This is a genomic window from Salmonella sp. K21076 (assembly GCF_039650795.1).
GTDB classification, from domain to species: domain Bacteria; phylum Pseudomonadota; class Gammaproteobacteria; order Enterobacterales; family Enterobacteriaceae; genus Salmonella; species Salmonella enterica.
Genome location: NZ_JBCLYA010000047.1, coordinates 361276 through 386386, shown reverse-complemented (window position 1 = coordinate 386386; position 25111 = coordinate 361276). Strand labels below are relative to the sequence as shown.

The 25111-nt window shown below is 53.1% G+C and carries 22 protein-coding genes and 3 pseudogenes; 18 read left to right on the top strand and 7 right to left on the bottom strand.

From position 1 onward, the window contains the following. Window positions 1-19: 19 nt before the first annotated feature. Together dsdA and dsdX are read right to left on the bottom strand one after the other, a co-directional pair. On the bottom strand, window positions 20-1342 hold the full coding sequence (gene dsdA / locus AAYN39_RS16700; protein ID WP_000427786.1) for a D-serine ammonia-lyase: 1323 nt from the start codon (window positions 1340-1342) through the stop codon (window positions 20-22). Window positions 1343-1359: 17 nt separating this feature from the next. Continuing rightward, window positions 1360-2697, bottom strand: a complete 1338-nt coding sequence (gene dsdX / locus AAYN39_RS16695) for a D-serine transporter DsdX (protein ID WP_000543313.1) — start codon at window positions 2695-2697, stop codon at window positions 1360-1362. A 225-nt stretch (window positions 2698-2922) separates the two neighbouring features. Here dsdX and dsdC point away from each other — a divergent pair, with 225 nt between their 5' ends. After that, window positions 2923-3846 (top strand): DNA-binding transcriptional regulator DsdC, encoded by a 924-nt coding sequence (gene dsdC, locus AAYN39_RS16690; RefSeq protein ID WP_010989264.1) that lies wholly within the window; start codon window positions 2923-2925, stop codon window positions 3844-3846. 63 nt (window positions 3847-3909) lie between these two features. Beyond that, window positions 3910-4995 carry a cellulase family glycosylhydrolase gene (locus AAYN39_RS16685; protein ID WP_000238915.1) on the top strand — a complete coding sequence of 362 codons (1086 nt, stop codon included), beginning with the start codon at window positions 3910-3912 and terminating at the stop codon, window positions 4993-4995. Here the strand turns inward: AAYN39_RS16685 and emrD are convergent. The 4 genes and pseudogenes from emrD to AAYN39_RS16665 form a co-directional block, all read right to left on the bottom strand. Beyond that, window positions 4922-6106, bottom strand: coding sequence for a multidrug efflux MFS transporter EmrD (emrD, locus tag AAYN39_RS16680; RefSeq protein ID WP_000828742.1), 1185 nt, complete (start codon window positions 6104-6106; stop codon window positions 4922-4924). The genes AAYN39_RS16685 and emrD overlap by 74 nt on opposite strands. Before the next feature lie 202 nt (window positions 6107-6308). Then, window positions 6309-7169 (bottom strand): annotated as a pseudogene (locus AAYN39_RS16675) (DMT family transporter). Window positions 7170-7261: 92 nt separating this feature from the next. Continuing rightward, window positions 7262-7351, bottom strand: coding sequence for a type I toxin-antitoxin system toxin TisB (tisB, locus tag AAYN39_RS16670; RefSeq protein ID WP_000117642.1), 90 nt, complete (start codon window positions 7349-7351; stop codon window positions 7262-7264). Next, window positions 7348-7462: pseudogene (locus tag AAYN39_RS16665) on the bottom strand (hypothetical protein). The gene tisB and the pseudogene AAYN39_RS16665 overlap by 4 nt, the downstream one beginning before the upstream one ends. Before the next feature lie 522 nt (window positions 7463-7984). On the opposite strand from AAYN39_RS16665, the gene ivbL reads away from it, so the two are divergent. The 3 genes from ivbL to ilvN all read left to right on the top strand — a co-directional run bounded on the left by ivbL (window position 7985) and on the right by ilvN (window position 10172). Beyond that, window positions 7985-8083 (top strand): ilvB operon leader peptide IvbL, encoded by a 99-nt coding sequence (ivbL, locus tag AAYN39_RS16660; RefSeq protein ID WP_001541152.1) that lies wholly within the window; start codon window positions 7985-7987, stop codon window positions 8081-8083. Window positions 8084-8189: 106 nt separating this feature from the next. Further along, on the top strand, window positions 8190-9878 hold the full coding sequence (gene ilvB / locus AAYN39_RS16655) for an acetolactate synthase large subunit (protein ID WP_000168445.1): 1689 nt from the start codon (window positions 8190-8192) through the stop codon (window positions 9876-9878). 3 nt (window positions 9879-9881) lie between these two features. Further along, window positions 9882-10172, top strand: a complete 291-nt coding sequence (ilvN, locus tag AAYN39_RS16650; protein WP_001171826.1) for an acetolactate synthase small subunit — start codon at window positions 9882-9884, stop codon at window positions 10170-10172. 1 nt (window position 10173) lies between these two features. Here the strand turns inward: ilvN and AAYN39_RS16645 are convergent, their stop codons facing one another. Continuing rightward, the gene (locus tag AAYN39_RS16645) at window positions 10174-10959 is read right to left on the bottom strand and encodes a DeoR family transcriptional regulator (RefSeq protein WP_000448638.1); all 786 of its coding nucleotides are present in this window, start codon (window positions 10957-10959) and stop codon (window positions 10174-10176) included. A gap of 313 nt (window positions 10960-11272) precedes the next feature. On the opposite strand from AAYN39_RS16645, the gene rbsK reads away from it, so the two are divergent. From rbsK to AAYN39_RS16580, 13 genes and pseudogenes are all read left to right on the top strand, one after another. After that, entirely contained in the window at window positions 11273-12193 is a 921-nt protein-coding gene (rbsK, locus tag AAYN39_RS16640; protein WP_000350272.1) for a ribokinase, read from the top strand. Window positions 12194-12223: 30 nt separating this feature from the next. Beyond that, window positions 12224-13540, top strand: a complete 1317-nt coding sequence (gene fucP / locus AAYN39_RS16635) for an L-fucose:H+ symporter permease (RefSeq protein ID WP_000998359.1) — start codon at window positions 12224-12226, stop codon at window positions 13538-13540. Window positions 13541-13551: 11 nt separating this feature from the next. Beyond that, window positions 13552-14565: an aldose 1-epimerase family protein gene (locus tag AAYN39_RS16630; RefSeq protein ID WP_000213217.1), complete on the top strand. Its 1014-nt coding sequence runs from the start codon at window positions 13552-13554 to the stop codon at window positions 14563-14565. A gap of 153 nt (window positions 14566-14718) precedes the next feature. Next, window positions 14719-15309, top strand: coding sequence for a transcriptional regulator UhpA (uhpA, locus tag AAYN39_RS16625; RefSeq protein WP_000633674.1), 591 nt, complete (start codon window positions 14719-14721; stop codon window positions 15307-15309). Beyond that, complete coding sequence (uhpB, locus tag AAYN39_RS16620; RefSeq protein ID WP_001091255.1) at window positions 15309-16811, top strand: signal transduction histidine-protein kinase/phosphatase UhpB; 1503 nt, start codon at window positions 15309-15311, stop codon at window positions 16809-16811. Before uhpA ends, uhpB begins: the two co-directional genes overlap by 1 nt. 9 nt (window positions 16812-16820) lie before the next feature. Further along, a complete protein-coding gene (locus tag AAYN39_RS16615) occupies window positions 16821-18149 on the top strand; it encodes an MFS transporter (RefSeq protein WP_000948180.1) in 1329 nt (442 codons plus the stop codon). 142 nt (window positions 18150-18291) lie between these two features. After that, window positions 18292-19683 carry a hexose-6-phosphate:phosphate antiporter gene (gene uhpT, locus AAYN39_RS16610; RefSeq protein ID WP_000879212.1) on the top strand — a complete coding sequence of 464 codons (1392 nt, stop codon included), beginning with the start codon at window positions 18292-18294 and terminating at the stop codon, window positions 19681-19683. 192 nt (window positions 19684-19875) lie between these two features. Continuing rightward, on the top strand, window positions 19876-20328 hold the full coding sequence (locus AAYN39_RS16605; RefSeq protein WP_001519640.1) for a DUF1198 domain-containing protein: 453 nt from the start codon (window positions 19876-19878) through the stop codon (window positions 20326-20328). 352 nt (window positions 20329-20680) lie between these two features. Then, window positions 20681-21424 (top strand): GntR family transcriptional regulator, encoded by a 744-nt coding sequence (locus AAYN39_RS16600; RefSeq protein ID WP_000854956.1) that lies wholly within the window; start codon window positions 20681-20683, stop codon window positions 21422-21424. Window positions 21425-21441: 17 nt separating this feature from the next. Beyond that, window positions 21442-21915 (top strand): annotated as a pseudogene (locus tag AAYN39_RS16595) (PTS sugar transporter subunit IIA). Beyond that, complete coding sequence (locus tag AAYN39_RS16590) at window positions 21912-22199, top strand: PTS sugar transporter subunit IIB (RefSeq protein ID WP_000041396.1); 288 nt, start codon at window positions 21912-21914, stop codon at window positions 22197-22199. The pseudogene AAYN39_RS16595 and the gene AAYN39_RS16590 overlap by 4 nt, the downstream one beginning before the upstream one ends. A 75-nt stretch (window positions 22200-22274) precedes the next feature. Then, on the top strand, window positions 22275-23633 hold the full coding sequence (locus AAYN39_RS16585; RefSeq protein ID WP_000997823.1) for a PTS galactitol transporter subunit IIC: 1359 nt from the start codon (window positions 22275-22277) through the stop codon (window positions 23631-23633). Further along, window positions 23626-25110 carry an FGGY-family carbohydrate kinase gene (locus AAYN39_RS16580; RefSeq protein WP_001113563.1) on the top strand — a complete coding sequence of 495 codons (1485 nt, stop codon included), beginning with the start codon at window positions 23626-23628 and terminating at the stop codon, window positions 25108-25110. Before AAYN39_RS16585 ends, AAYN39_RS16580 begins: the two co-directional genes overlap by 8 nt. Window position 25111: the final 1 nt, after the last annotated feature.

Sequence of the window (25111 nt, the reverse complement as noted above, 5' to 3'; positions counted from 1 at the left end):
TTCCGGCACTAAGCGAGTATTAGCGTCCTTTTGCCAGGTATTGTTCCATTTCATCCTCCGGCACCATGCCGCCCCCGGTTGCCCATATCAGATGCGTCGCGTTGCCGAGCTGCGTCTGACTGAATCCATGCCTTTGCTGATACGCGACGGAGGCGCAAATGCGCTGTGGCCCGGCCATCCCCGCCAGAGCTGATGGCTCCAGTCGAATTCCTTCCTCCTGCGCCAGCCAGCCCAGCATGTCATACATTGTTTGATCGTCTAAGGTATAGAGGCCGTCAAGCAGACGCTCCATTGCCCGACCAACAAAGCCCGAAGCGCGACCTACCGCCAGGCCGTCAGCCGCCGTCAGGTTATCAATACCGATATCTTGTACTGAGATGGCATCGTGCAGACCGGTATAAACGCCGAGTAACATGCAGGGTGAATGGGTCGGTTCGGCAAAGAAACAGTGGACGTTGTCGCCAAACGCCAGTTTCAGGCCAAAGGCGACGCCGCCAGGGCCGCCGCCAACGCCGCACGGCAGATAAACAAACAGTGGGTGGCTGGCGTCAACGACGCGTCCCTGCTGCGCGAATTGCGCTTTCAGACGCTGACCCGCTACCGCATAGCCCAGAAATAGCGTGCGAGAGTTTTCATCATCGATAAAGAAACAGTTTGGATCGGATTGCGCTGCTTTACGACCCTGCTCAACCGCCACGCCGTAATCATCTTCGTATTCCACGACCGTCACGTCGTGGCTACGCAGCTTCGCCTTTTTCCAGGCGCGGGCGTCGGCAGACATATGTACCGTCACTTTAAAACCGATGCAGGCGCTCATGATACCGATCGATAGCCCCAGATTGCCGGTTGAACCGACGGCGATACTGTACTGGCTGAAGAATTGTTTAAATTCCGGCGAAAGCAACACGCTATAGTCATCGTCGGTGGTTAACAGACCCGCCTCCAGCGCCAGTTTTTCCGCGTGCGTTAGCACCTCGTAGATGCCGCCGCGCGCTTTAATGGAACCAGAGATTGCTAGGTGACTGTCTTTTTTTAATAGCATTTCACCGTCGATCGTTTGCCCATACTCTTTTTCCAGCCGTTTTTGCATGGCCGGAATAGCGACCACGTCAGATTCGATTATGCCGCCAGCGGCAGCGGTTTGCGGAAACGCTTTTGCCAGATACGGCGCAAAGCGCGCCAGACGGTCATGGGCGGCGTTTACGTCCTGCTCCGTCAGGCCGACATACGGTAGACCTTGTGCAAGAGAGGTGGCGCCCGGGTTAAACCAGGTGGTTTCTTTGAGGGCGACCAGATCCTCGACCAAAGGATACCGGGCGATGAGCTTTAGTATGTTTTCCATAGTACGTCTCTTTACGATCAGATGATAAAGGAAAGCAGGAATGTGCCAGCCAGTGCAACGACAGATGCGATAAACGTGGCCGTCGTATAGTATTTAAACGTTTCATTCAGCGTAGCGCCGCAATACTGCTTGACCAGCCAGAACAGGGAATCGGTCACGATCGTGCAGCCAATGGTGCCGGAACCGATGGCAATAGCGATGATCTCCGGGCTAACGTCAGGATAGAGCGGCAGCATGGGCGCAACAATCGCGGTGGCGCCCATCATCGCCACCGTCGCAGAGCCGACCGCCGCGTGCAGAATCAGCGCTACCAGCCATGCCAGCAGAATCGGGTGCATATGCATATTTGAGAGGATCACCGCCAGCGTGTCCGCCAGTCCGCTACTTTTGAGAATGGCGTTGAACGCGCCGCCCGCGCCGATAATCAGCAGGATGTTCGCAATGGCGCCAAAGCCGTTTTCGGTGTGGGTAAGTAGCGCGCTCATACCCATATGCTGGCGCAGACCGAGTATGTAATACGCCACAAAGACAGCGATAAACATCGCGGTGATCGGATTACCGATAAACTCCAGCAGCGTATACAACGTGCCGTCTTTCGCCATATTCAGTTCAGCGACGGTTTTCACCAGCATCAGGCCAATCGGCAGCAGAACGGTAAACAGCGTTGCGCCCAGCGACGGCAGGGTGTTTTCGGCACGCACTTCAAGATCCGCAAACTCTGTCGGTACGGGCTTGAACGGCAGACGATTACCCAGAAACTTTAAGAACAGCGGGCCGCCGACCAATGAGGCCATCAGTCCGACCAGCAGACCGTAGACAATCACCGAGCCGATATCCGCCCCCAGTTTATTTGCGACAAACAGCGCAGCCGGATGCGGCGGTACCACGCAATGGACGGCCATCAGCGCGGTACACAGCGGAATGGCCAGCTTCAGCAGCGAGGTATGGGTCTTTTTAGCGATAGAAAACGCCAGTGGGATGAGCAACACGACGCCCACTTCCACGAACAACGTGATTCCGCAAATCAGCCCCACCAGTACCATGATCACGTCAGCAGAGAGCCAGCGGCAGCGCTGGAGCGTAAGCCCGATGCGTTCCGCCGCGCCGGAAACCTCCATCATTTTGCCGAGGATGGTGCCAAGACCGATAACGGCGGCCAGAAAACCGAGCGTACCGCCTATTCCGTTTTCTATCGCCGTGACCATCTCCAGCGGCCCTATGCCCATCATCGCGCCGACAAAGAAACTGGCGAGCAGTAACGCCAGGAAGGGGTGGAATTTAAACTTCACGATGGTCAATACGATTAACACGATGCTGATCAGCAGCGTGCTCACTACCCAGATTTGAGCGTGCATATCTCACCTACCCTGTGATTAATCTGTTCTTATTGGACAGAAAAACAGCACACCCTGACAAACGATATAATTTGCCATTCACATGATGTAAATTGAATCAACTATGTGATTTCCATCTAATATTGCCTTTATTTTGCGATATGGTTCATTTTACTTCATCTATGTGCGGATTTTTTCAGCGCGTTTTTTTACACTTCGGGAAATTAAAAGATGACTGAGGTTGCCATGGAACCCCTTCGCGATACCCGAAACCGCTTACTCAACGGCTGGCAGTTATCCAAACTCTATACTTTTGAAGTCGCGGCCAGACACCAGTCCTTTGCTCTGGCGGCAGATGAGCTGTCGTTAAGCCCCAGTGCGGTAAGCCATCGTATCAATCAACTGGAAGCCGAGTTGGGAATCCAGCTATTTGTCCGCTCTCACCGTAAAGTGGAGCTTACCCATGAAGGCAAACGGGTATTCTGGGCGCTGAAATCGTCGCTGGATACGTTGAATCAGGAAATCCTCGATATCAAAAATCAGGAACTGTCCGGCACGTTGACCGTGTATTCACGCCCCTCTATCGCCCAGTGCTGGCTGGTGCCCGCGTTGGGGGACTTTACCCGTCGCTATCCGTCAATTTCTCTCACTATGCTGACCGGCAACGATAACGTTAACCTACAGCGTGCCGGCATTGACCTGGCTATCTATTTTGACGATGCGCCGTCGGCGCAGCTCACGCACCATTTTTTAATGGATGAGGCGATTTTGCCCGTTTGCAGCCCGGATTACGCCCGTCGTTTCGCCTTGCAGGACAACCTGAATAACCTGCGGCACTGTACGCTCTTACACGACAGACAGGCGTGGAGTAACGATTCTGGCACCGATGAGTGGCACAGTTGGGCGCAGCATTTTGCGGTAAATTTGCCGGATTCATCCGGCATTGGCTTCGATCGTTCTGATTTAGCGGTGATTGCCGCGATGAACCATATTGGCGTGGCGATGGGACGTAAACGACTGGTGCAAAAGCGTCTCGACAGCAGTGAACTGATTGCGCCTTTTGGTGACATGAGACTGAAATGTCATCAGCATTATTATGTCACCACTCTGCCTGGCAGGCAGTGGCCGAAAATCGAGGCATTTATTCGCTGGTTGCAGGAACAGGTGTGAAGATTTATTACGCTTTGCCGCTACACCTGCCGGGAGTGAATATGCTAAATACGTGCTATCACCGTGGTAAAAATTTTAGGGGGCGTCGTGTTTAAACCGCTTATTGCCTCTCTCATACTGACCAGCGCGGTCGTCTATGCGAAACCGATGCCTTTGACGGCGGCGCGCTATGCGCAGCAGCTTGGCGTTGGGATGGATGTTGACTGGGCGCGAACGGAACGGGGTATTCGCGAGTTTGATCCGTTGGTCGTGCGGGATTTTAAGGCAAAAGGGTTAACGCATGTCCGTATTCGTGTGGCAGGCGCGCCGACGGAAGCGCGCCTCATCCATTTGCGTAAGCTGGTAGAGGCCTGCGAATACTATGGCGTCATACCCATTATTGCCTATCAGGCGGATGCGTATAAAACCGATCCCAGCGCCAGCCATGAAAAGGAGCTGATCAACTGGTGGAGCGTGGTCGCGCGCTATTTTGGTCAGACATCCCCGCTTCTGGGGTTCGATCTCATTTATGAGCCTGCCGACAAACTTAATCATAATATGGCGTCGCTGAATCGCGTATATGACAAAACCATCCGCCTGATTCACGCCATTGACCCACAGCGGATGATTTTCGTTGCCCCCCGCATGCGCGCCGCGCCGGAGGATTTATCGGCGCTTAAACTGCCGGCGCAAAGCCAGAACTATGTACTGGCGGAGTGGCACATCTTCCCGTGGGGACCCCTGAAAAGCGGCGGTAAATATCCGTGGACGTCAGGCACGACGGCGGAAAAAGCGGCGATTCGGGCACGGATTAATGCCGCGGTTCGCTGGCAGCATAAGACCGGCCATGCAAGCTGGGTGGGCGGATGGGCGCCGGGAGAGTCGATAAAAATGACGCCGATCGCTTCACAGTTCGCGTTTGCCCGTTTTATGGCCTGCGAGCTGAAAAAAGCGCATATTCCGTATGCGATAAACGCGGACACTCAGTTTTATGACGGCGAAGAAGGAGCGTGGCGTCCGGCGCAGGAGCCCCTGCTCAATGCGATGATCGCGCCGGAATGTGAAACGCCCGGCAAAAAGCCGGGCGAGGGGAATGTTAAACCGTCTGTCCCTGATGCGATATCCGTGACGCCAGCGGCAGCCAGCACGCCAAGATCAGCAATCCCATAAGGGTCATCAGCAATCCCAGACTGCCCTGACCGGTTTGCGGCAGCATTGCCGAAAGCCACGCCAGTACGCCGGAACCAATATTTTGCAGCCCGCCGACCAGCGCGCCAGCGGTGCCTGCGAGGAACGGAAACGGCTCCATCGCGCCGCTGGTGGCCAGTGGAAATAACATCCCGGCGCCGAAGAAAAACAGCGCAGCGGGGATGAGTAGCGTCCAGACGTTCATCACGCCAAACCAGCCGGGAATCCACATCATAAGGCCTGCCAGCAGACAGCAAATAACTGACTGCCACATCAGGGCTGAGAAGCGTTTATTCGGGCGTCCGGCAAACCAGGCGCCGAAGAACGCCGCCGGAATCGGCAGAATAAACAGAATGCTTACCACCATACTGCTGAGACCTAATACTGCTCCCATCAGCACGCCGGAACAGGCTTCAAAGACCGCAATGCCAGCCAGCCCGCCGATTAGCATCAGCAGGTAACAGTTAAATGCGCCGTTGCCAAACAGCGTCTTATAGCTGGCGATCAGCCGCGTACGCGGCGCGCCGGCGGGGCGGGTTTCCGGCATCCAGCGCGCCATGCTGAAGGTGACGCCAGCGCAAAGCACCAGCAGGAAAGCGTAACACGCGCGCCAGTTCCACAGGGTATCCAGCAGGCCGCCAATCAGCGGCGCTAACAGCGGGCTGACCAGAATCCCCATATTTAACAGGCTATTGGCATGACGAAGTTGCGTTCCTTCATACAGATCGCGCGGGAGCGTTCTCGCCATTACTCCGCCAACGCCGGTTCCCATCCCTTGCATGGCGCTGGCGGCAATCAACACCGTCAAACTATGCGTGGTCATGGCGATCAGAGTCGCTACCATAAAAATAGACATGCCGACGAGGATTACCGGGCGGCGCCCAACCCGGTCGGAAAGCGGGCCGTAAAACAGTTGCGAGACGCCGTAGGTCAGGAGGTAAGCAGCCATTACGCTCTGGACGGCGCCTTCCCGGACGTTTAGCGCTTGTGCCATATCGGCGATGGCGGGAATATAAATGGTTTGCGCCATCTGCCCTACGGCCACCAGTAACACCAACATCAACAACAAATTGACGTTTCTCTGCCTTTTCATTTCGCTGATTACTTTTCAAAAAAAGAAAAAATAAGAATAACTTGCTGCGCATTCCCATAAATGCGAGAGGAATCTATCACACCAGAAAAAGAAGGCCAGACAGCAACCAGCAATGGCAGACGAAGGAACGGCAGGATATGTAAACAAAAGCGGCAACAAATGTTGCCGAGAATGTGTTACGTCTGCAGCTGTTATTGGGCAATCATGACAGACGGAGTAAAATCGCCCCGAGGGCAATCCCGCCCGCCGCCACCAGACGTAGCCCGGCCACTTTCTCTTTAAGCAACAGCCAGGCTATCAGCGCGCCGAATAAAATCGACGTCTCACGCAGCGCGGCGACCACCGCCAGCGGCGCCTGGGTCATGGCCCATAGCGCCAGCCCATAAGATCCCATAGTGCCAATCCCGCCAAAAATGCCTTTTTTCCACTGTTGCGCCAGATAACGCGACGCTTCCCGCCGCCGCGCAATCATCGCCCAAGTTAACAGGCAGGCGCCGTTGAGAAAAAATGACCATAGCGTATAGCCCAGCGCCGTTTCGGAGAGTCTTACGCCGGTCCCGTCCACCAGCGTATATCCGGCAATAAAACAGGCGTTAGTTAATGCCAGCACGACACCACGTTGAGAGCTGGCGCGGCCATTACAGGCCATCCCAAGTATCGCCATGCAGATCACTGCGATGCCGACCTAGGCCATCGACGACAGGCTGTCGCCAAGAAACAGAACGCTAATGAGCGCCACCAGCAGCGGCGCGGTGCCGCGCATAAGAGGATAGGTCTGGCTCATGTCCGAGACCTGATAGGTTTTCGCCACCAGGACGGTATACACCACCTGGAGCGCGGTAGAGGCCGCTAAAAAAGGGATACTGGCGTGAGCTGGCTGCGGCGAGAAGGGCAAAAGGATCAATGCCATGACCGCCGCGGAACCGCTGACGCCGATCGCGGCGTAGAGCTTATCGTTTCCCGCTTTGACAATGGCGTTCCAGCTGGCATGTAGCAGCGCGGCGAACAGCAAAATGCAGAAAACGGAAAGGGTCATAGCATCAGGCGTCGTTGAGGGTGTCATAAAAACGTAACATACCCGGGAAGCGAAAGACCAGCGGATAAGGTGAAAGGGGAGCGGTTGCCCGCTCCCCTTCGGTGCGGCTTGAATCTGAATTACTTAAGGTATTTCAGAACAGCATCAAGCAGTTGCAGTGCTGCAACAATGAGTTTCAGGATAAGAATGGTGATATCCACTACGCTCATACGCGTCTCCTGTGGTTAAGGAGCACTGCCAGCCGACGTACCTTTCCGCTGCCTGTTGCCAGCTGTTGCGCACGCGATCCCTTTTGCGAGGAATAGTGTGCGTGTTGACATAACACAGTGTGCTCACGAGGGGGTTAAGGCGCTGACGGCACCACCCGTTTCAGCCAGGACTTCGTTGCGCCGGTTTACGATGCGGCCCCCGCATAACACATTGTGTCAAAGACATTATAGTTAAGTGCTGTATAAATGAACAGTAATTTATAGACAGAACGGAGCTTCTGATCCATACTCAAATTCATCAAAATTCGCGCCGAAATTGCGCGTTCTGCACAGAACGCGTATACTTCTGCTGTTGACATAACACAGTGTGCTTCGCGGCTACCACCCGCATTACGCTGTAAGAACCTCGCTTCGGCGAGGTTTTTTGTTTTCAGGCATTGTGAAACGCGTGATCATCAATCCCGGCGATTACCGGAGGGCGCTACGCTTATCACGCCTATACTCAAAGCGTGTAAATTCGTAGAAAAATGTGATCGCTGACGCATTTTTGTGCAGATGAAAATTTTTCCGTTGTCATGCTGAAAGCGCTGTGCTTGTATAAAACGTGTTAATAACAAACAGACAAGGCCCCTAATGAACCCTTCCATGCTGAACGCGACCCTACTAACAACTGCGCCATCTCGCGCAGTGGTCGTCGTGCGTGTGGTGGTGGTCGTCGGCAATGCGCCGTAGGGTCCGGAACACACACGATTCCAAAACCCCGCCGGCGCAAACCGGGCGGGGTTTTTTGTTTAAGACACCTTCCCGGAACGTCGGCTCAGAATAAAAGGAATGGAGCATGGCAAGTTCGGGCACAACATCTACACCTCAGCGCTTTACGGGCGCGGAATTTATAGTTCATTTTCTGGAGCGCCAGGGGATTCGTATCGTCACCGGCATTCCCGGCGGTTCGATCCTCCCCGTTTACGACGCGTTAAGCCAAAGCACGCAAATCCGTCATATTCTGGCGCGCCACGAACAAGGCGCGGGGTTTATTGCGCAGGGGATGGCGCGGACGGAGAGTAAACCTGCTGTTTGTATGGCCTGTAGCGGGCCAGGCGCGACCAATCTGGTCACGGCTATTGCCGATGCGCGCCTGGATTCCATTCCGTTAATCTGCATTACCGGGCAGGTTCCGGCGTCCATGATCGGTACTGACGCGTTTCAGGAAGTGGATACCTACGGTATCTCTATCCCCATCACCAAGCACAACTATCTGGTCAGAAATATCAATGAGCTGCCTCAGGTGATGAGCGATGCTTTTCGTCTGGCGCAGTCGGGGCGTCCTGGCCCGGTGTGGATAGACGTTCCTAAAGATGTGCAGACGGCGACCATTGAGCTGGATGCGTTGCCGTCGCCGGCGGAAAAATCACCCCCGCCGGAGTTTAGCGCGGAGAGTATCCGCGAGGCCGCCGCAATGATTAACGCGGCGAAGCGTCCGGTGCTGTATCTGGGCGGCGGCGTGATCAATGCGCCGACACGCGTGCGCGAACTGGCGGAAAAAGCGCAACTGCCGACGACAATGACCTTAATGGCGCTGGGAATGCTGCCTAAGGCGCATCCGCTGTCGTTAGGAATGCTGGGAATGCACGGCGCGCGCAGTACCAATTTTATTCTGCAAGAGGCCGATTTACTGATTGTTCTGGGCGCGCGTTTTGATGACCGGGCGATTGGCAAAACGGAGCAGTTTTGTCCGAACGCCAAAATCATCCATGTGGATATCGATCGCGCCGAGTTAGGCAAAATTAAGCAGCCGCATGTGGCTATTCAGGCGGATGTCGATGATGTACTGGCACAGTTAATTCCCCATATCGAGGCACAGCCGCGGGAAGCATGGCATCAGTTGGTGGCGGACTTGCAGCAAGAATTCCCTTGCGGTATTCCCCAGGAAAATAACCCGCTTAGTCACTATGGGCTGATTAACGCGGTCGCAGCCTGTGTGGACGACAACGCGATTATTACCACTGACGTAGGTCAGCATCAGATGTGGACCGCGCAGGCTTATCCGCTCAACCGTCCGCGTCAGTGGCTGACTTCCGGCGGGCTGGGCACCATGGGGTTTGGTCTGCCCGCGGCGATTGGCGCGGCGCTGGCGAATCCGGGCAACAAGGTGCTGTGTTTTTCCGGCGACGGTAGTTTGATGATGAATATTCAGGAGATGGCTACCGCCAGCGAAAACCAGTTGGATGTGAAAATCATCCTGATGAATAACGACGCGCTGGGACTGGTGCATCAGCAACAGAGTCTGTTCTATAAACAGGGCGTTTTTGCGGCAACCTATCCGGGAAGCATCAACTTTATGCAGATTGCCGCCGGGTTTGGTCTGGACACCTGTGATTTGAATAACGAAGCCGATCCACAGGCGGCGTTGCAGGCTATCATTCGTCGTCCTGGACCGGCGTTGATCCACGTGCGCATTGATGCAGAAGAAAAAGTGTATCCGATGGTGCCGCCGGGTGCGGCAAATACAGAGATGGTGGGGGAATAAGCCATGCAGAAACAATCACATGATAACGTTATTCTGGAGCTGACCGTTCGCAACCATCCTGGCGTGATGACCCACGTCTGCGGGCTGTTCGCCCGACGCGCTTTCAACGTTGAGGGTATTCTCTGTTTACCGATTCAGGGTAGCGATCAGAGCCGCATCTGGCTTCTGGTCAATGACGATCAGCGGCTTGAACAGATGATAAGTCAGATCGATAAACTGGAAGACGTGGCGAAGGTGGTACGAAACCAGTCCGATCCCACCATGTTCAATAAAATTGCCGTCTTTTTTGAGTAAGTTATTCACTTTCCGAATCAGGCGTGATGACTTTGACGGAACCATTCCGACAGTGAACGGCATAATCTGTCGGTAATGGGCGATCGCTAATCAGGACATCAAAGGCAGAAAGCGGACCAATGCTGGCAGGCGCGACCTCATCAAACAGGGCGTGACGCGCCAGCAAAATTTTGCGCAGACCGCGCTCCATCGCTTTACGTTTGGCGGCAAGATCATCCGGGTTAAACCAGCTCACGCCAAAATGTTCATGTACGCCGCTGGCGGAAATAAACACTTTGCGCGGATTAAGCGAATCCAGCGCCGAAGGATTATTGGCATCATAAAAGGCATCGCTCTTGGCCCGATAGGTGCCGCCGCACAGAATCGCTGTGGCATTAGGCTTTTCATTCAGCGCGATAAATACCCGATGCGAGTAGCAAATCCCGGTAAAGGTAATATCATCCGGTATCATGCTGATGACTAATGGCATTTCCGGACCGTTATCAAAAAAAACCAGATCGTTTTCACGCACCAGGCCGGCGGCCAAGATCGCAACGGGAAGGTCGTCCCGATGATGCGTCTTTTTCGCCGGCAGCGGCATATTGGTTGAAGACGCAGGCTTATTTACCATGACGATATAGCCGCCGAGCAGCGTCAGCGGTAAAGGGTCATCATCCTGGCTGAGATCGCGGCGAATGGTCATCACCGAAACTTCCAGCATCCGCGCGGCGTCTTTCAGATGGATTCGATCGGTCTTTTTCAGTAACTCCATCAAGCGTCGGATACGTTCTTTTTGCTTGGTCTCCATTCACCCTCTCCGCAAATCATGTTGTTATGTTCCATCAGTAACATTTATGTGTTTCTGAGAACATTACAGTGTGGCACTACTATACGTCTGGCCGTCAGGAAATAAAAGTGGGTTTATTCGCGTTTTATAACAATAAATAGTTAATTTTCAGTAAATTGTAACCCTAAAAATGATTTGTTCCGCCAGGGGTTGTTCACGAAGTAAATGGCAAAATGATCCTCTAATCGCGATCATAGTCACAAATGATACGGAAGTAACATGATAATGTTATTTTAATATCATTGTCGTGTGACGATTTCTGAGAGGGAGTAAAATGGATATCGCGGTTATTGGCTCTAACATGGTGGACCTTATCACCTACACCAACCAGATGCCCAAAGAAGGGGAAACTCTGGAAGCGCCGGCGTTTAAAATCGGCTGCGGCGGAAAAGGGGCGAACCAGGCCGTGGCGGCCGCTAAGCTCAATTCAAAAGTATTGATGTTGACCAAAGTGGGCGACGATATTTTTGCCGACAACACCATTCGTAATCTCGAATCCTGGGGGATCAATACGACGTATGTAGAAAAAGTACCGTGTACCAGCAGCGGCGTAGCGCCGATTTTCGTCAACGCCAACTCCAGCAACAGCATTCTGATCATCAAAGGCGCTAACAAGTTTCTCTCGCCGGAAGATATCGATCGCGCGGCGGAAGATTTAAAAAAATGCCAGCTTATTGTTCTGCAACTGGAAGTTCAGCTTGAAACGGTTTATCACGCAATAGAATTTGGCAAGAAACACGGGATTGAAGTGTTATTAAACCCTGCGCCAGCATTACGGGAATTAGATATGTCTTATGCCTGTAAATGCGATTTCTTTGTACCTAATGAAACCGAGCTGGAAATATTAACCGGTATGCCAGTGGATACCTATGACCATATTCGCGCAGCGGCACGTTCGCTGGTAGATAAAGGGCTGAACAATATTATTGTCACCATGGGCGAGAAAGGCGCGCTGTGGATGACGCGTGACCAGGAAGTCCATGTTCCGGCGTTTAGAGTGAACGCTGTTGATACCAGCGGCGCGGGCGATGCCTTTATCGGCTGTTTCGCGCATTACTACGTCCAGAGCGGGGATGTGGAAGCCGCCATGAAAAAAGCCGTCCTCTTTGCCGCTTTCAGCGTCACCGGGAAAGGCACCCAATCCTCTTATCCAAGCATTGAGCAATTTAATGAGTATCTTTCGTTGAACGAATAACAATCACCCTGCACTGTTAAAGGTAGCACTATGAACGATAAAAACATCGTTCAGATGCCCGACGGGTATCTGAATAAGACACCTCTGTTCCAGTTTATTTTGTTATCCTGTTTATTCCCGTTATGGGGATGCGCAGCCGCGTTAAATGATATTCTGATTACGCAATTTAAAAGTGTATTTTCGCTGAGCAACTTTGCTTCGGCATTAGTACAAAGCGCCTTTTATGGCGGTTATTTTTTAATTGCTATTCCGGCCTCGCTGGTCATTAAAAAAACCAGTTATAAAGTGGCGATACTTATCGGCCTGACGCTATACATTGTCGGCTGTACGCTCTTTTTTCCGGCGTCGCACATGGCGACCTACACCATGTTCCTCGCGGCGATTTTCGCCATTGCGATTGGCCTGAGTTTCCTGGAAACGGCGGCGAATACCTACAGTTCGATGATCGGGCCGAAAGCCTACGCCACGCTGCGGCTGAATATCAGCCAGACCTTTTATCCGATCGGCGCGGCGGCAGGCATTTTATTGGGTAAGTATCTGGTCTTTTCCGAAGGGGAAAGCCTGGAAAAACAGATGGCGGGCATGAATGCCGAGCAAGTCCACAACTTCAAGGTGTTGATGCTGGAAAACACTCTGGAACCCTATAAGTACATGATTATGGTTCTGGTAGTGGTGATGGTACTGTTCCTGCTGACGCGTTTTCCGACCTGTAAAGTTGCGCAAACCGCGAGTCATAAACGTCCCTCGGCGCTGGATACGCTACGCTATCTCGCCAGTAACGCCCGCTTCCGTCGCGGTATTGTGGCGCAGTTCCTGTATGTGGGAATGCAGGTGGCGGTCTGGTCGTTCACTATTCGTCTGGCGCTGGAGTTAGGCGATATCAATGAGCGCGATGCCTCAACCTTTATGGTCTACAGCTTCGCCTGCTTTTTTATCGGCAAGTTTATCGCCAACATTCTGATGACGCGCTTCAACCCGGAAAAAGTCCTGATCCTTTACTCTGTGATCGGCGCGCTGTTCCTGGCCTATGTGGCGCTGGCGCCCAGCTTTAGCGCGGTATACGTGGCGGTGCTGGTCAGTGTTCTGTTTGGCCCCTGCTGGGCGACCATTTATGCCGGAACGCTCGATACCGTCGATAACGAGCATACCGAAATGGCGGGGGCGGTCATCGTGATGGCGATTGTCGGCGCGGCGGTGGTTCCCGCGATTCAGGGCTACGTGGCGGACATGTTCCACTCGTTACAGCTCTCATTCCTGGTTTCCATGCTGTGCTTTGTTTACGTTGGCGTTTACTTCTGGCGCGAAAGCAAAGTGCGCGGCAACCTGGCTGAAGTCGCCGCGTCCTGAGGAGATCAACCATGACAACACGTATTACATTATGGCGGGAGCTTTTTAGCGAGCAGCCGCGTATCTTGCTGGAAAATGACGATTTTACGGTTACGGCGTTTCGTTACGCCAGCGGCGTGGAAGGACTGAAAATACAAAACAGCCGCGGTCATCTGGTGATTCTGCCCTGGATGGGGCAGATGATTTGGGACGTGCAGTTTGACGGTCATGATCTGACTATGCGCAACATGTTCCGCCAGCCGAAGCCGGCTGCGGAAGTGGTGGCAACGTATGGTTGCTTTGCTTTCCATTCCGGACTATTGGCGAATGGCTGCCCGTCGCCGGAAGATACACATCCGCTGCACGGCGAGATGCCCTGCGCTGCTATGGACGACGCCTGGCTGGAGTTAGAGGGCGACAGTCTGCGCGTGACCGGGCGCTACGAGTATGTGATGGGGTTCGGTCATCATTATCAGGCGCAACCTGCGGTGGTAATGCGTAAATCAAGCGCGCTGTTTGATATTCAGATGACCGTGACTAACCTGGCTTCAGTCGCCATGCCGCTACAGTACATGTGCCACATGAACTATGCCTATGTGCCGAACGCCACGTTCCGCCAGAATATCCCGGATACCGCGCTGAAGCTACGCGAGTCGGTGCCAGCGCATGTCAAACCCACGGCGCAGTGGCTGGCGTTTAATCAACGACTTTTGCAGGGTGAAGCCTCGCTGGCAACGCTCAACGAGCCTGGCTTTTACGACCCGGAAATCGTGTTCTTCGCCGATGAACTGGACAAGTACACGGATACCCCGGAATTCAGTATGATCGCCCCGGATGGCACCACGTTCGTGACACGTTTCGCCAGCGCGGAGCTGAATTACGTGACCCGCTGGATTCTTTATAACGGCGATCAGCAGGTTGCCGCCTTTGCCCTGCCCGCGACCTGTCGGCCTGAAGGTTTTCTCGCGGCGCAGCGAAATGGAACCTTGCTTCAACTGGAACCGCAGCAAACCCGGACGTTCACCGTCACGACAGGCATTGTCTGACCGCTCAAGGCTTGAACACCCAGGCACTTATCGTTAAGGTAAGTGCTTTTGCCGGATGGCGGCATTAATGCCTTATCCGGCCTACAACGGCACCTGCCCGTAGGCCTGATAAGCGCAGCGCCATCAGGCATGTCTTAGCGCCAGGATGAACCCATGATTACCGTTGCCCTTATCGACGACCACCTTATCGTCCGCTCCGGCTTTGCACAGCTACTGGGGCTGGAACCCGATTTGCAGGTGGTCGCCGAGTTTGGTTCCGGGCGCGAAGCGTTGGCAGGCTTGCCGGGGCGCGGCGTACAGGTGTGTATCTGCGATATCTCGATGCCGGATATTTCCGGACTGGAGCTGCTAAGCCAACTGCCAAAAGGGATGGCGACGATCATGCTCTCGGTTCACGATAGCCCGGCGCTGGTGGAACAGGCGTTGAACGCCGGCGCGCGCGGTTTTCTCTCTAAACGCTGTAGTCCGGATGAGCTGATCGCCGCGGTGCATACGGTGGCGACGGGCGGCTGCTATTTGACCCCCGATATTGCCGTGAAACTGGCGGCGGGTCGGCAAGATCCGCTGACCAAACGCGAGCGTCAGGTGGAGGAAAAACTCGCCCAGGGTATGGCGGTAAAAGAGATTGCCGCCGAGCTGGGGCTGTCGCCAAAAATGGTGCATGTCCATCGCGCGAATCTGCTGGAAAAATTAGGCGTCAGCAATGACGTTGAACTGGCGCATCGCATGTTTGACGGTTGGTAATGAACACCTTTTTTTCCCGTTTAATCACCGTTGTTGCCTGCTTTTTTATCTTCTCCGCCGCGTGGTTCTGCCTGTGGAGCATCAGCCTGCATCTGGTAGAGCGCCCGGAGCTGGCGGCGCTACTCTTTCCCTTCGGCCTGCGCCTGGGACTTATGCTGCAATGCCCGCGCGGATACTGGCCAGTATTGCTGGGCGCGGAGTGGCTGCTGGTGTACTGGTTGGCGCAGGAAGTTGCGCTGGCCCATCTGCCGCTTTTGATGATCGGTGGTGTGTTGACGCTACTGCCCGTGGCGCTGACTTCTCGTTACCGCCATCAGCGCGACTGGCGCACGTTATTGCTTCAGGGCGCGGCCCTCACCGCCGCGGCGCTACTGCAATCCCTGCCCTGGCTGGGGCAGGGGGAAGCGGCATGGAACGCGCTACTGCTGACCCTCACGGGGGGACTGACGCTGGCCCCCATCTGCCTGGTTTTCTGGCACTATCTCACCAGCACTACCTGGCTGCCGCTGGGACCATCGCTGGTATCGCAGCCGGTAAACTGGCGCGGGCGGCATCTGATCTGGTATCTGCTGCTGTTTATCGTCAGTCTGTGGCTGCAACTGGGGTTACCTGCTGAACTTTCGCGCTTCACGCCGTTCTGCCTGGCGTTGCCGATTATCGCGCTCGCCTGGCATTATGGCTGGCAGGGCGCGCTCATTGCCACACTGATGAACGCTATCGCGCTGATCGCCAGCCAGACCTGGCACGATCATCCCGTCGATTTATTACTTTCGCTGTTGGCGCAAAGCCTGACCGGGCTACTGCTTGGCGCGGGCATTCAGCGCCTGCGCGAGCTGAACCAGTCGCTGCAAAAGGAGCTGGCGCGCAACCATCGGCTGGCGGAGCGTCTTCTGGAGACCGAAGAGAGCGTACGGCGCGATGTTGCGCGTGAGCTGCACGATGACATCGGACAGACCATCACCGCGATTCGAACCCTGGCGGGCATTGTGCAACGACTGGCGGCGGATAACGGCGGCGTGAAGCAGAGCGGGCAACTTATCGAGCAGCTTTCGCTGGGCGTGTATGACGCCGTGCGTCGCCTGCTGGGGCGCTTGCGCCCGCGCCAGCTAGACGACTTAACGCTGGCGCAGGCCATCCGTTCGCTGCTGCGCGAAATGGAGCTGGAAAGCCGCGGTATTGTCAGTCACCTCGACTGGCGAATTGACGAAACGGCGCTAAGTGAAAGTCAGCGCGTGACGCTGTTTCGCGTCTGTCAGGAAGGGCTGAATAACATCGTAAAACATGCCAATGCCAGCGCGGTGACGCTCCAGGGCTGGCAGCAGGATGAGCGGCTGATGCTGGTGATTGAGGATGACGGCAGCGGCCTGCCGCCGGGCTCTCACCAGCAGGGCTTCGGCCTGACCGGAATGCGCGAACGCGTGTCGGCGCTCGGCGGGACGCTAACCATCTCTTGTACCCACGGTACGCGGGTGAGCGTCTCGTTGCCCCAGCGTTACGTTTAAGGAAGGATAATGCTTTCGTTTTTAAAAGCCCCGGCCAACGCGCCGCTCATCACCGATAAGCACGAGGTTGACGCCCGCTATCGCTACTGGCGGCGGTATATCCTGATCACCATTTGGTTGGGTTACGCGCTGTTCTATTTCACCCGTAAAAGCTTTAACGCCGCCGCGCCGGAAATCCTTGCCAGCGGTATTCTGACCCGCAGCGATATCGGCCTGCTGGCGACGCTGTTTTACATCACCTACGGGGTGTCGAAATTTGTCTCCGGCATCGTTAGCGATCGCTCTAACGCTCGCTATTTTATGGGCATCGGGCTGATTGCGACCGGCGTAGTGAATATTCTGTTCGGCTTCTCGACCTCGCTGTGGGCCTTTGCGCTGCTATGGGCGCTGAACGCCTTTTTCCAGGGGTTTGGATCGCCGGTTTGCGCCCGTTTGCTGACTGCCTGGTACTCGCGTACCGAGCGCGGCGGCTGGTGGGCGTTATGGAACACCGCGCATAATGTCGGCGGGGCGCTGATCCCTCTCGTTATGGCCGCTGTCGCCCTGCATTATGGCTGGCGCGTCGGGATGATGGTGGCCGGATTGCTTGCCATCGGGGTGGGCATGGTCCTCTGCTGGCGGCTGCGCGACCGTCCGCAGGCGATTGGTTTACCGCCGGTAGGCGACTGGCGGCACGATGCGCTGGAGGTCGCCCAACAGCAAGAGGGCGCGGGACTAAGCCGCAAAGAAATCCTCGCTAAATATGTGCTGTCGAATCCCTATATCTGGCTGCTTTCGTTGTGTTATGTCTTAGTGTACGTGGTGCGCGCGGCGATCAACGACTGGGGCAACCTGTATATGTCCGAGACGCTGGGCGTGGATTTGGTCACGGCCAACACGGCAGTATCGATGTTTGAGTTGGGTGGATTTATCGGCGCGCTGGTGGCGGGTTGGGGCTCGGACAAACTCTTCAACGGCAACCGCGGACCGATGAATTTAATCTTCGCTGCCGGGATTTTGCTCTCTGTGGGTTCGCTGTGGCTGATGCCGTTCGCCAGCTACGTCATGCAGGCGGCCTGTTTCTTCACCACCGGTTTCTTTGTCTTCGGCCCGCAGATGCTCATTGGCATGGCGGCGGCGGAGTGCTCGCATAAAGAGGCGGCGGGCGCAGCCACCGGCTTTGTCGGCCTGTTCGCCTATCTCGGCGCGTCGCTTTCCGGCTGGCCGTTAGCGAAAGTGCTGGAGATCTGGCACTGGACCGGTTTTTTTGCGGTCATCGCCATCGCGGCGGGGATCTCCGCGCTATTGCTGCTGCCATTTCTGAACGCCCAGGCCCCACGCGAGACCCACGAAGCGTGATACACCTCACCTTTTTGCGCTGAATGGGGCAAAACTAAGAAATTTTCCCGGTTTTGCCTGGACGCTGTCGCAGGCCCCTTTTCCTGTGGATTTTTACAATGCCTGCCATTCGCAGGTATAAAAATTAGCTCAGGAGTAATCCATGCTGGCCTTCTTAAACCAGGTGCGCAAGCCGACCCTGGATCTGCCGCTCAATGTGCGGCGTAAAATGTGGTTCAAGTCGTTCATGCAGTCCTATCTGGTGGTTTTTATCGGCTACCTGACCATGTACCTGATCCGCAAAAACTTTAACATCGCGCAGAACGACATGATCTCTACCTACAGGTTGAGCATGACCGAGCTGGGGATGATTGGCCTGGGCTTCTCGATCACCTACGGCGTGGGGAAAACGCTGGTTTCCTACTACGCTGACGGTAAAAATACCAAGCAGTTTCTACCGTTTATGTTGATCCTCTCCGCTATCTGTATGCTCGGCTTCAGCGCCAGCATGGGCGCGGGGTCAACCAGTCTGTTTCTGATGATCGCTTTCTATGCCCTGAGCGGTTTCTTCCAGAGTACCGGCGGATCGTGCAGCTACTCGACCATCACCAAATGGACTCCGCGTCGTAAACGCGGCACCTTTCTCGGCTTCTGGAATATCTCCCACAACCTCGGCGGCGCGGGCGCGGCAGGCGTGGCGCTGTTCGGCGCCAACTACCTGTTCGACGGTCACGTCATCGGCATGTTTATCTTCCCGTCGATTATCGCGCTGATTGTTGGCTTTATCGGTCTGCGTTTCGGCAGCGACTCCCCGGAATCTTACGGTCTGGGTAAAGCTGAAGAACTGTTCGGCGAAGAGATCAGCGAAGAGGATAAAGAGACTGAAGAAAACGAAATGACCAAGTGGCAGATCTTTGTTGAATATGTGTTGAAAAACAAAGTGATCTGGCTGCTGTGTTTCTCCAATATCTTCCTGTATGTGGTGCGTATTGGTATCGACCAGTGGTCAACCGTCTACGCCTTCCAGGAACTGAAACTTTCTAAAGAGGTGGCGATTCAGGGCTTTACCTTGTTTGAAGTGGGCGCGCTGGTCGGCACGTTGCTGTGGGGCTGGCTCTCTGACCTGGCGAACGGTCGTCGCGCGCTGGTAGCCTGTGTGGCGCTGGCGTTGATCATCGCTACCCTCGGCGTCTACCAGCACGCCAGCAACCAGTATGTCTATCTGGCCTCGCTGTTCGCGCTCGGTTTCCTGGTGTTTGGGCCGCAGCTATTAATTGGTGTGGCGGCTGTCGGTTTCGTACCGAAAAAAGCCATCGGCGCTGCGGACGGTATCAAGGGCACCTTCGATTATCTTATCGGCGATAGCTTTGCTAAGCTGGGTCTGGGCATGATTGCCGACGGCACCCCCGTTTTTGGTCTGACCGGTTGGGCGGGTACCTTCGCCGCGCTGGACGCTGCCGCGATCGGCTGTATCTGCCTGATGGCGATGGTCGCCGTGATGGAAGAGCGCAAAATCCGCCGTGAGAAAAAAATTCAGCAAGTCAATATCGCTTAAATGTGTGCATTTGGTAACGTTTTGCCCGGCTTAACGCCGGGCTTTTTTATGCCTTGCGTTCGTCAGACAGGACATCCGGTGTCTGGCGTAAATGAAGACAGGCGTTAATAAATCACATCCTGACAGGCCAGAACGTCGACAGTTATAAATTTACCGTTATGATGGGCATCCTGTTTGGTGACGGATGTGCGCATGATTTGGTTGATTCTGGCCACGTTTGTGGTGGTGTTTATTGTGGGTTTTCGGGTGCTGACATCGGATACCCGCCGGGCGATTCGCCGTCTGAGCGAACGTCTGAATATTGATGTAGTGCCGATAGAATCGATGATTGATCAGATGGGTAAAACGGCGGGCGGTGAGTTTTTACAGTATCTGCATCGCCCTGATGAATCGCATTTGCAAAATGCCGCTCAGGTGTTACTGATCTGGCAAATGGTGATTGTCGATGGCGGCGATCAGAATTTGCAGCGGTGGCATCGCTTGCTGCAAAAAGCGCGTTTAGCCGCGCCGATCACCGACACACAGGTACGGCTGGCGCTGGGCTTTTTGCGCGAAATGGAACCCGATATGCAGGAGATCAACGCGTTTCAACTGCGCTATAACGCCTTTTTTCAGCCGGAAGAGGGTGTCCACTGGCTGCATTGATACTCTTCACTATCTCGTTAACAAAAGACGAGATGAATGAGGCTGGCAAGGGCGGCGAGCCACGATTAACGGCCGGATGGCACGATTCATCGTTAGCCAAATAAAGCGTAGCCGCCATCGTAGTTGCTAAGGGTGAACCACAGAAGTAACGCACCGAATAACCGCTAACGACGCCAAAACATCAGAGACTTATAGCTCATCATTTCTGTGACATATATCACGGAAATGTGATCTTGTTTTGAACACCAAAACTGTGACTCCTTGCCATACCTCCTGTCTCAAAATTTCTTATCATAAACTCGAAGTTGTACATGATTGTCTATAGACAACTCTAAATGTTTAGGCGCGCACTATGAAAACATTGAGTAAAAGTTCACACATCCCACTGTATCAACAGGTTGTGGAGTGGATAAGGGAAAGTATTTATAGCGGAGAATTGGTTGAGGATGACCGGATACCTTCAGAGTTTCAAATCATGGATATGCTGGAGGTGAGTCGCGGTACCGTTAAAAAAGCGGTTGACCAACTTGTCCGGGAAGGTGTTCTTGTGCAAGTGCAGGGTAAAGGAACTTTCGTAAAGAAGGAAAATGTTGCTTACCCACTGGGTGAAGGTTTGCTCTCCTTTGCTGAAGCCTTAGCCAGCCAGAAGATAAACTTCACAACCAGCGTCATAACCTCCCGACTGGAACCCGCTAACCGCTTTGTAGCAGAGAAACTGAGTATCAAACCGGGACAAGATGTTTTATTTCTTAAACGCCTTCGTTGTATTGGCGATGAAAAAGTCATGTTGATTGAAAATCGTATCAACATTGATCTCTGCCCCGGTATTATTGATGTAGATTTTACCAGGGAGAATTTATTTTCAGCAATAGAAAGATTATCTGATAAGAAAATAAGTTTTTCTGAAAGCCGTTACGCAGCTAAATTAATTGGTAATGAGCGAGGCCATTATCTTGATATTGGTGAAGACGCACCTGTTTTGCATTTGGAACAGTTGGTATTTTTCTCTAGAGGATTGGCCATTGATTTTGGTAACGTCTGGTTAAAAGGTAATAAATATTATCTTGGCACTATTTTACAGCGCCTGGATGCCTGACTAGCAAAGAGGAATCTATGCAGGATATTCATTTTCGCCGTCATTATGTTCGCCACCTCCCTAAAGAGGTGAGTCAGAATGACATAATCAAGGCTCTTGCCAGTCCGTTAATTAACGATGGTATGGTTGTATCTGATTTTGCCGATCACGTCATTACGCGAGAACAGAATTTTCCAACGGGTCTACCGGTTGAGCCTGTAGGTGTCGCTATTCCACATACTGATCACAGGTATGTTCGCCAAAACGCCATTAGCGTTGGAATACTGGCAGAACCCGTCAATTTCGAAGATATGGGCGGGGAACCAGATCCCGTACCTGTCAGGGTGGTGTTTATGCTTGCTTTAGGTGAAAGCAATAAGCAGCTCAACGTACTGGGTTGGATTATGGATGTGATCTAGGATGAGGATTTTATGCAGCAGTTACTGGTCATGAATGATGATGAAATTTATCAGTCAATTTACACACGCATATCTGAAAGAGGTGAAGTATGAGTAAAATGATACTATTTGTTTGCGCAACGGGTGTTGCTACTTCCACGGCTGTGGCAGAAAAAGTAATGGAATATTGTAAAGACAATGGGCTTGATGTTAATTATTCCCAAACTAATGTAGCCTCATTGCCAAACAATACCGATGGTGCAGCTTTGGTTGTATCAACAACGAAAGTTCCTTATGAACTGGATATTCCGGTTGTTAGTGGTCTGCCAATCATTACCGGAGTAGGTGAAGATAAAGTTCTTGAAAAAATAGTTTCAATCCTTAAAGGCCAAGCCTGATTTCATAAATAAAAAACAGATAAATTACCCAGGCGCTAACGCGAGGTCTGGTCACATCTGAATAAGAGGTCGGATATGAATGATATAGCACATACTCTCTATACCGTTGTGCAATATGTCCTGGGATTTGGCCCAACGGTTTTATTGCCGCTGGTCCTTTTTTTCCTGGCATTGTTCTTCAAAGTAAAACCCGCTAAAGCACTTCGCTCATCGTTAATTGTCGGAATAGGGTTTGTCGGAATTTATGCCATCTTTGACATACTTACCAGCAACGTAGGCCCGGCTGCACAGGCAATGGTTGAGCGAACTGGTATTAGTCTTCCTGTTGTCGATTTAGGCTGGCCACCATTGGCCGCAATTACCTGGGGCTCACCAATCGCCCCCTTTGTCATTCCGCTGACGATGCTGATTAATGTCGCCATGCTGGCCCTGAATAAGACACGTACTGTTGATGTCGACATGTGGAACTACTGGCACTTTGCCCTGGCGGGAACGCTGGTTTACTACAGCACAGGGAGTTTTGTTTTGGGTCTGTCCGCAGCCGCTATTGCCGCGATCGTGGTTCTCAAACTGGCGGACTGGTCAGCGCCATTAGTGGCAAAGTACTTCGGTCTGGAAGGTATTTCACTTCCGACCCTGTCATCTGTCGTCTTCTTTCCAATTGGATTGCTGTTCGACAAAATTATCGACAAGATCCCGGGTGTTAACCGTATTCATATTGATCCGGAAAACGTTCAGAAAAAAATGGGAATCTTCGGCGAGCCTATGATGGTGGGTACTATTCTGGGGGTCTTGTTGGGCATCATTGCCGGGTATGACTTTAAACATATCCTGTTGCTGGGGATCAGCATTGGCGGTGTCATGTTCATTCTTCCGCGTATGGTACGAATTTTGATGGAAGGTTTATTACCTCTGTCTGAAGCCATTAAGAAATATTTGAATGCCAAATATCCTGGCCGTGATGATCTCTTTATCGGACTGGATATCGCGGTAGCAGTAGGTAACCCAGCCATTATCTCTACAGCACTGATTCTGACACCCATCTCTGTCTTCATTGCATTCCTTCTTCCTGGCAATAAAGTCCTGCCACTCGGAGACCTTGCGAACCTGGCAGTCATGGCTTCCATGATTGTACTGGCATGTCGTGGCAATATTTTCCGGGCTGTGATAACCGCAATTCCTGTTATTATCGCCGACTTGTGGATTGCGACCAAAATTGCGCCATTTATTACCGGTATGGCTAAAGATGTCAATTTCAAAATGGCTGAGGGGTCAAGTGGTCAGGTATCAAGCTTCCTTGATGGCGGTAACCCCTTCCGTTTCTGGCTGCTTGAAATTTTCAACGGAAATATTATTGCTATCGGGCTGATTCCTGTGCTTGCGCTGGTTATTTATGGTGTTTTTCGCCTGACAAAAGGAACGGTCTATGCCTGATTACCACGCAGCGCTTGTCATTGACATTGGTACAACTAACTGCAAAGTCAGCTGCTATTCCTGTCATGACGTGTCAGTTCTGGAAGTCCGCAAGTTTCCGACGCCAACAATATCGTCGGACAAAGGCGAGGTAGATTTAGATATCGAAGCGCTGTGGCAGGCACTGCGACTGGTAATGGCTGAACTGGTGGCTTCAGTACCGTTTCCGGTAAAAAATATCAGTATTGCGAGTTTCGGTGAGTCTGGCGTCTTTGTGGATAAGGAGGGCGTCATTCTTACCCCGATGCTGGCCTGGTATGATCGACGTGGTGAATCTTATCTCTCGTCATTAAGCAAGGCAGAGGCTGAAGAACTGTATTCTATAACGGGATTGCCACCTCACAGTAATTACTCAGCATTTAAAATGAGATGGTTGCTTGATAACTACTCCTTGCATGAAAGAAAAGATATCTGCTGGTTACATGCTCCAGAAGTGTTGTTGTGGCGAATGACAGGTGCGAAAAAGACGGAAATATCCCTGGCCAGTAGAACGTTGTGTCTGGACATTGCTCGCCGTACCTGGTCTCGTAATGCTGCCGGGATTCTCGGCATACCGTTCGGTGTACTGGCTCCGTTGATAAAGCCGGGTGAAGTGGCTGGATGGGTGACGGCAACGCTCAGGCAGGAGTTGGGATTACCACATGAGGTAAAAGTTACCCTGGCCGGACACGATCATATGGTCGGTGCCCGCGCATTACAGATGCAACCGGGCGATGTGCTGAATTCTACCGGCACGACAGAGGGTATTTTACTGCTGAATACACAGCCAACGCTTGATGTGCAGGCTCGCAGGGATAAGCTGGCAAATGGTTGTTACTCCGATGGTGAATTTTTCACGCTTTTCGCTTCTCTGCCTGTCGGCGGTTATGCGCTTGAATGGGTGAAAAAAACCTTTCGTTTAACTGATAAGGAAATAAGCACAGGCCTGGAAAAAGTCATGGAGCAATACCTCAAACCTTCCTGGTCTGTCGAGCATGTGCCGGTATTTATTCCTCATTTGCGGGGCTCGGGTTCGCCACATAAAAACCAGCACACTCGTGGCCTGCTTTTTGGTCTGACGGATTCACTTCCTCCGGAGTCTCTGCTTGAGAGTGTCTTTATCGGCCTGGCGATGGAGTTTGCACACTGTCACGGGTGCTTTAATATCCCGGCAGGCAGGACAGTAAAAGTCATTGGCCCTGCGGTGAAAAACCCATACTGGCTCCAGTTGAAGGCTGACATCCTCCAGTGTCCAATTGAGGCCATTGCTTTTGATGAAACCGTCTCCCTTGGAGCATTGTTGATAGCCTGTCCGAATGTTGTCCCCCCGACTGTTCCTGTGGCTGAGCGATATTTTCCTGACGCGGTTCGTTCTGCAAAGTTGAAAATATATCAGCAGCAATGGCTGTCATTTTACCAATTTAAACTGCGGCAAGAAGGGGCGTTTATTGGTGAATAAC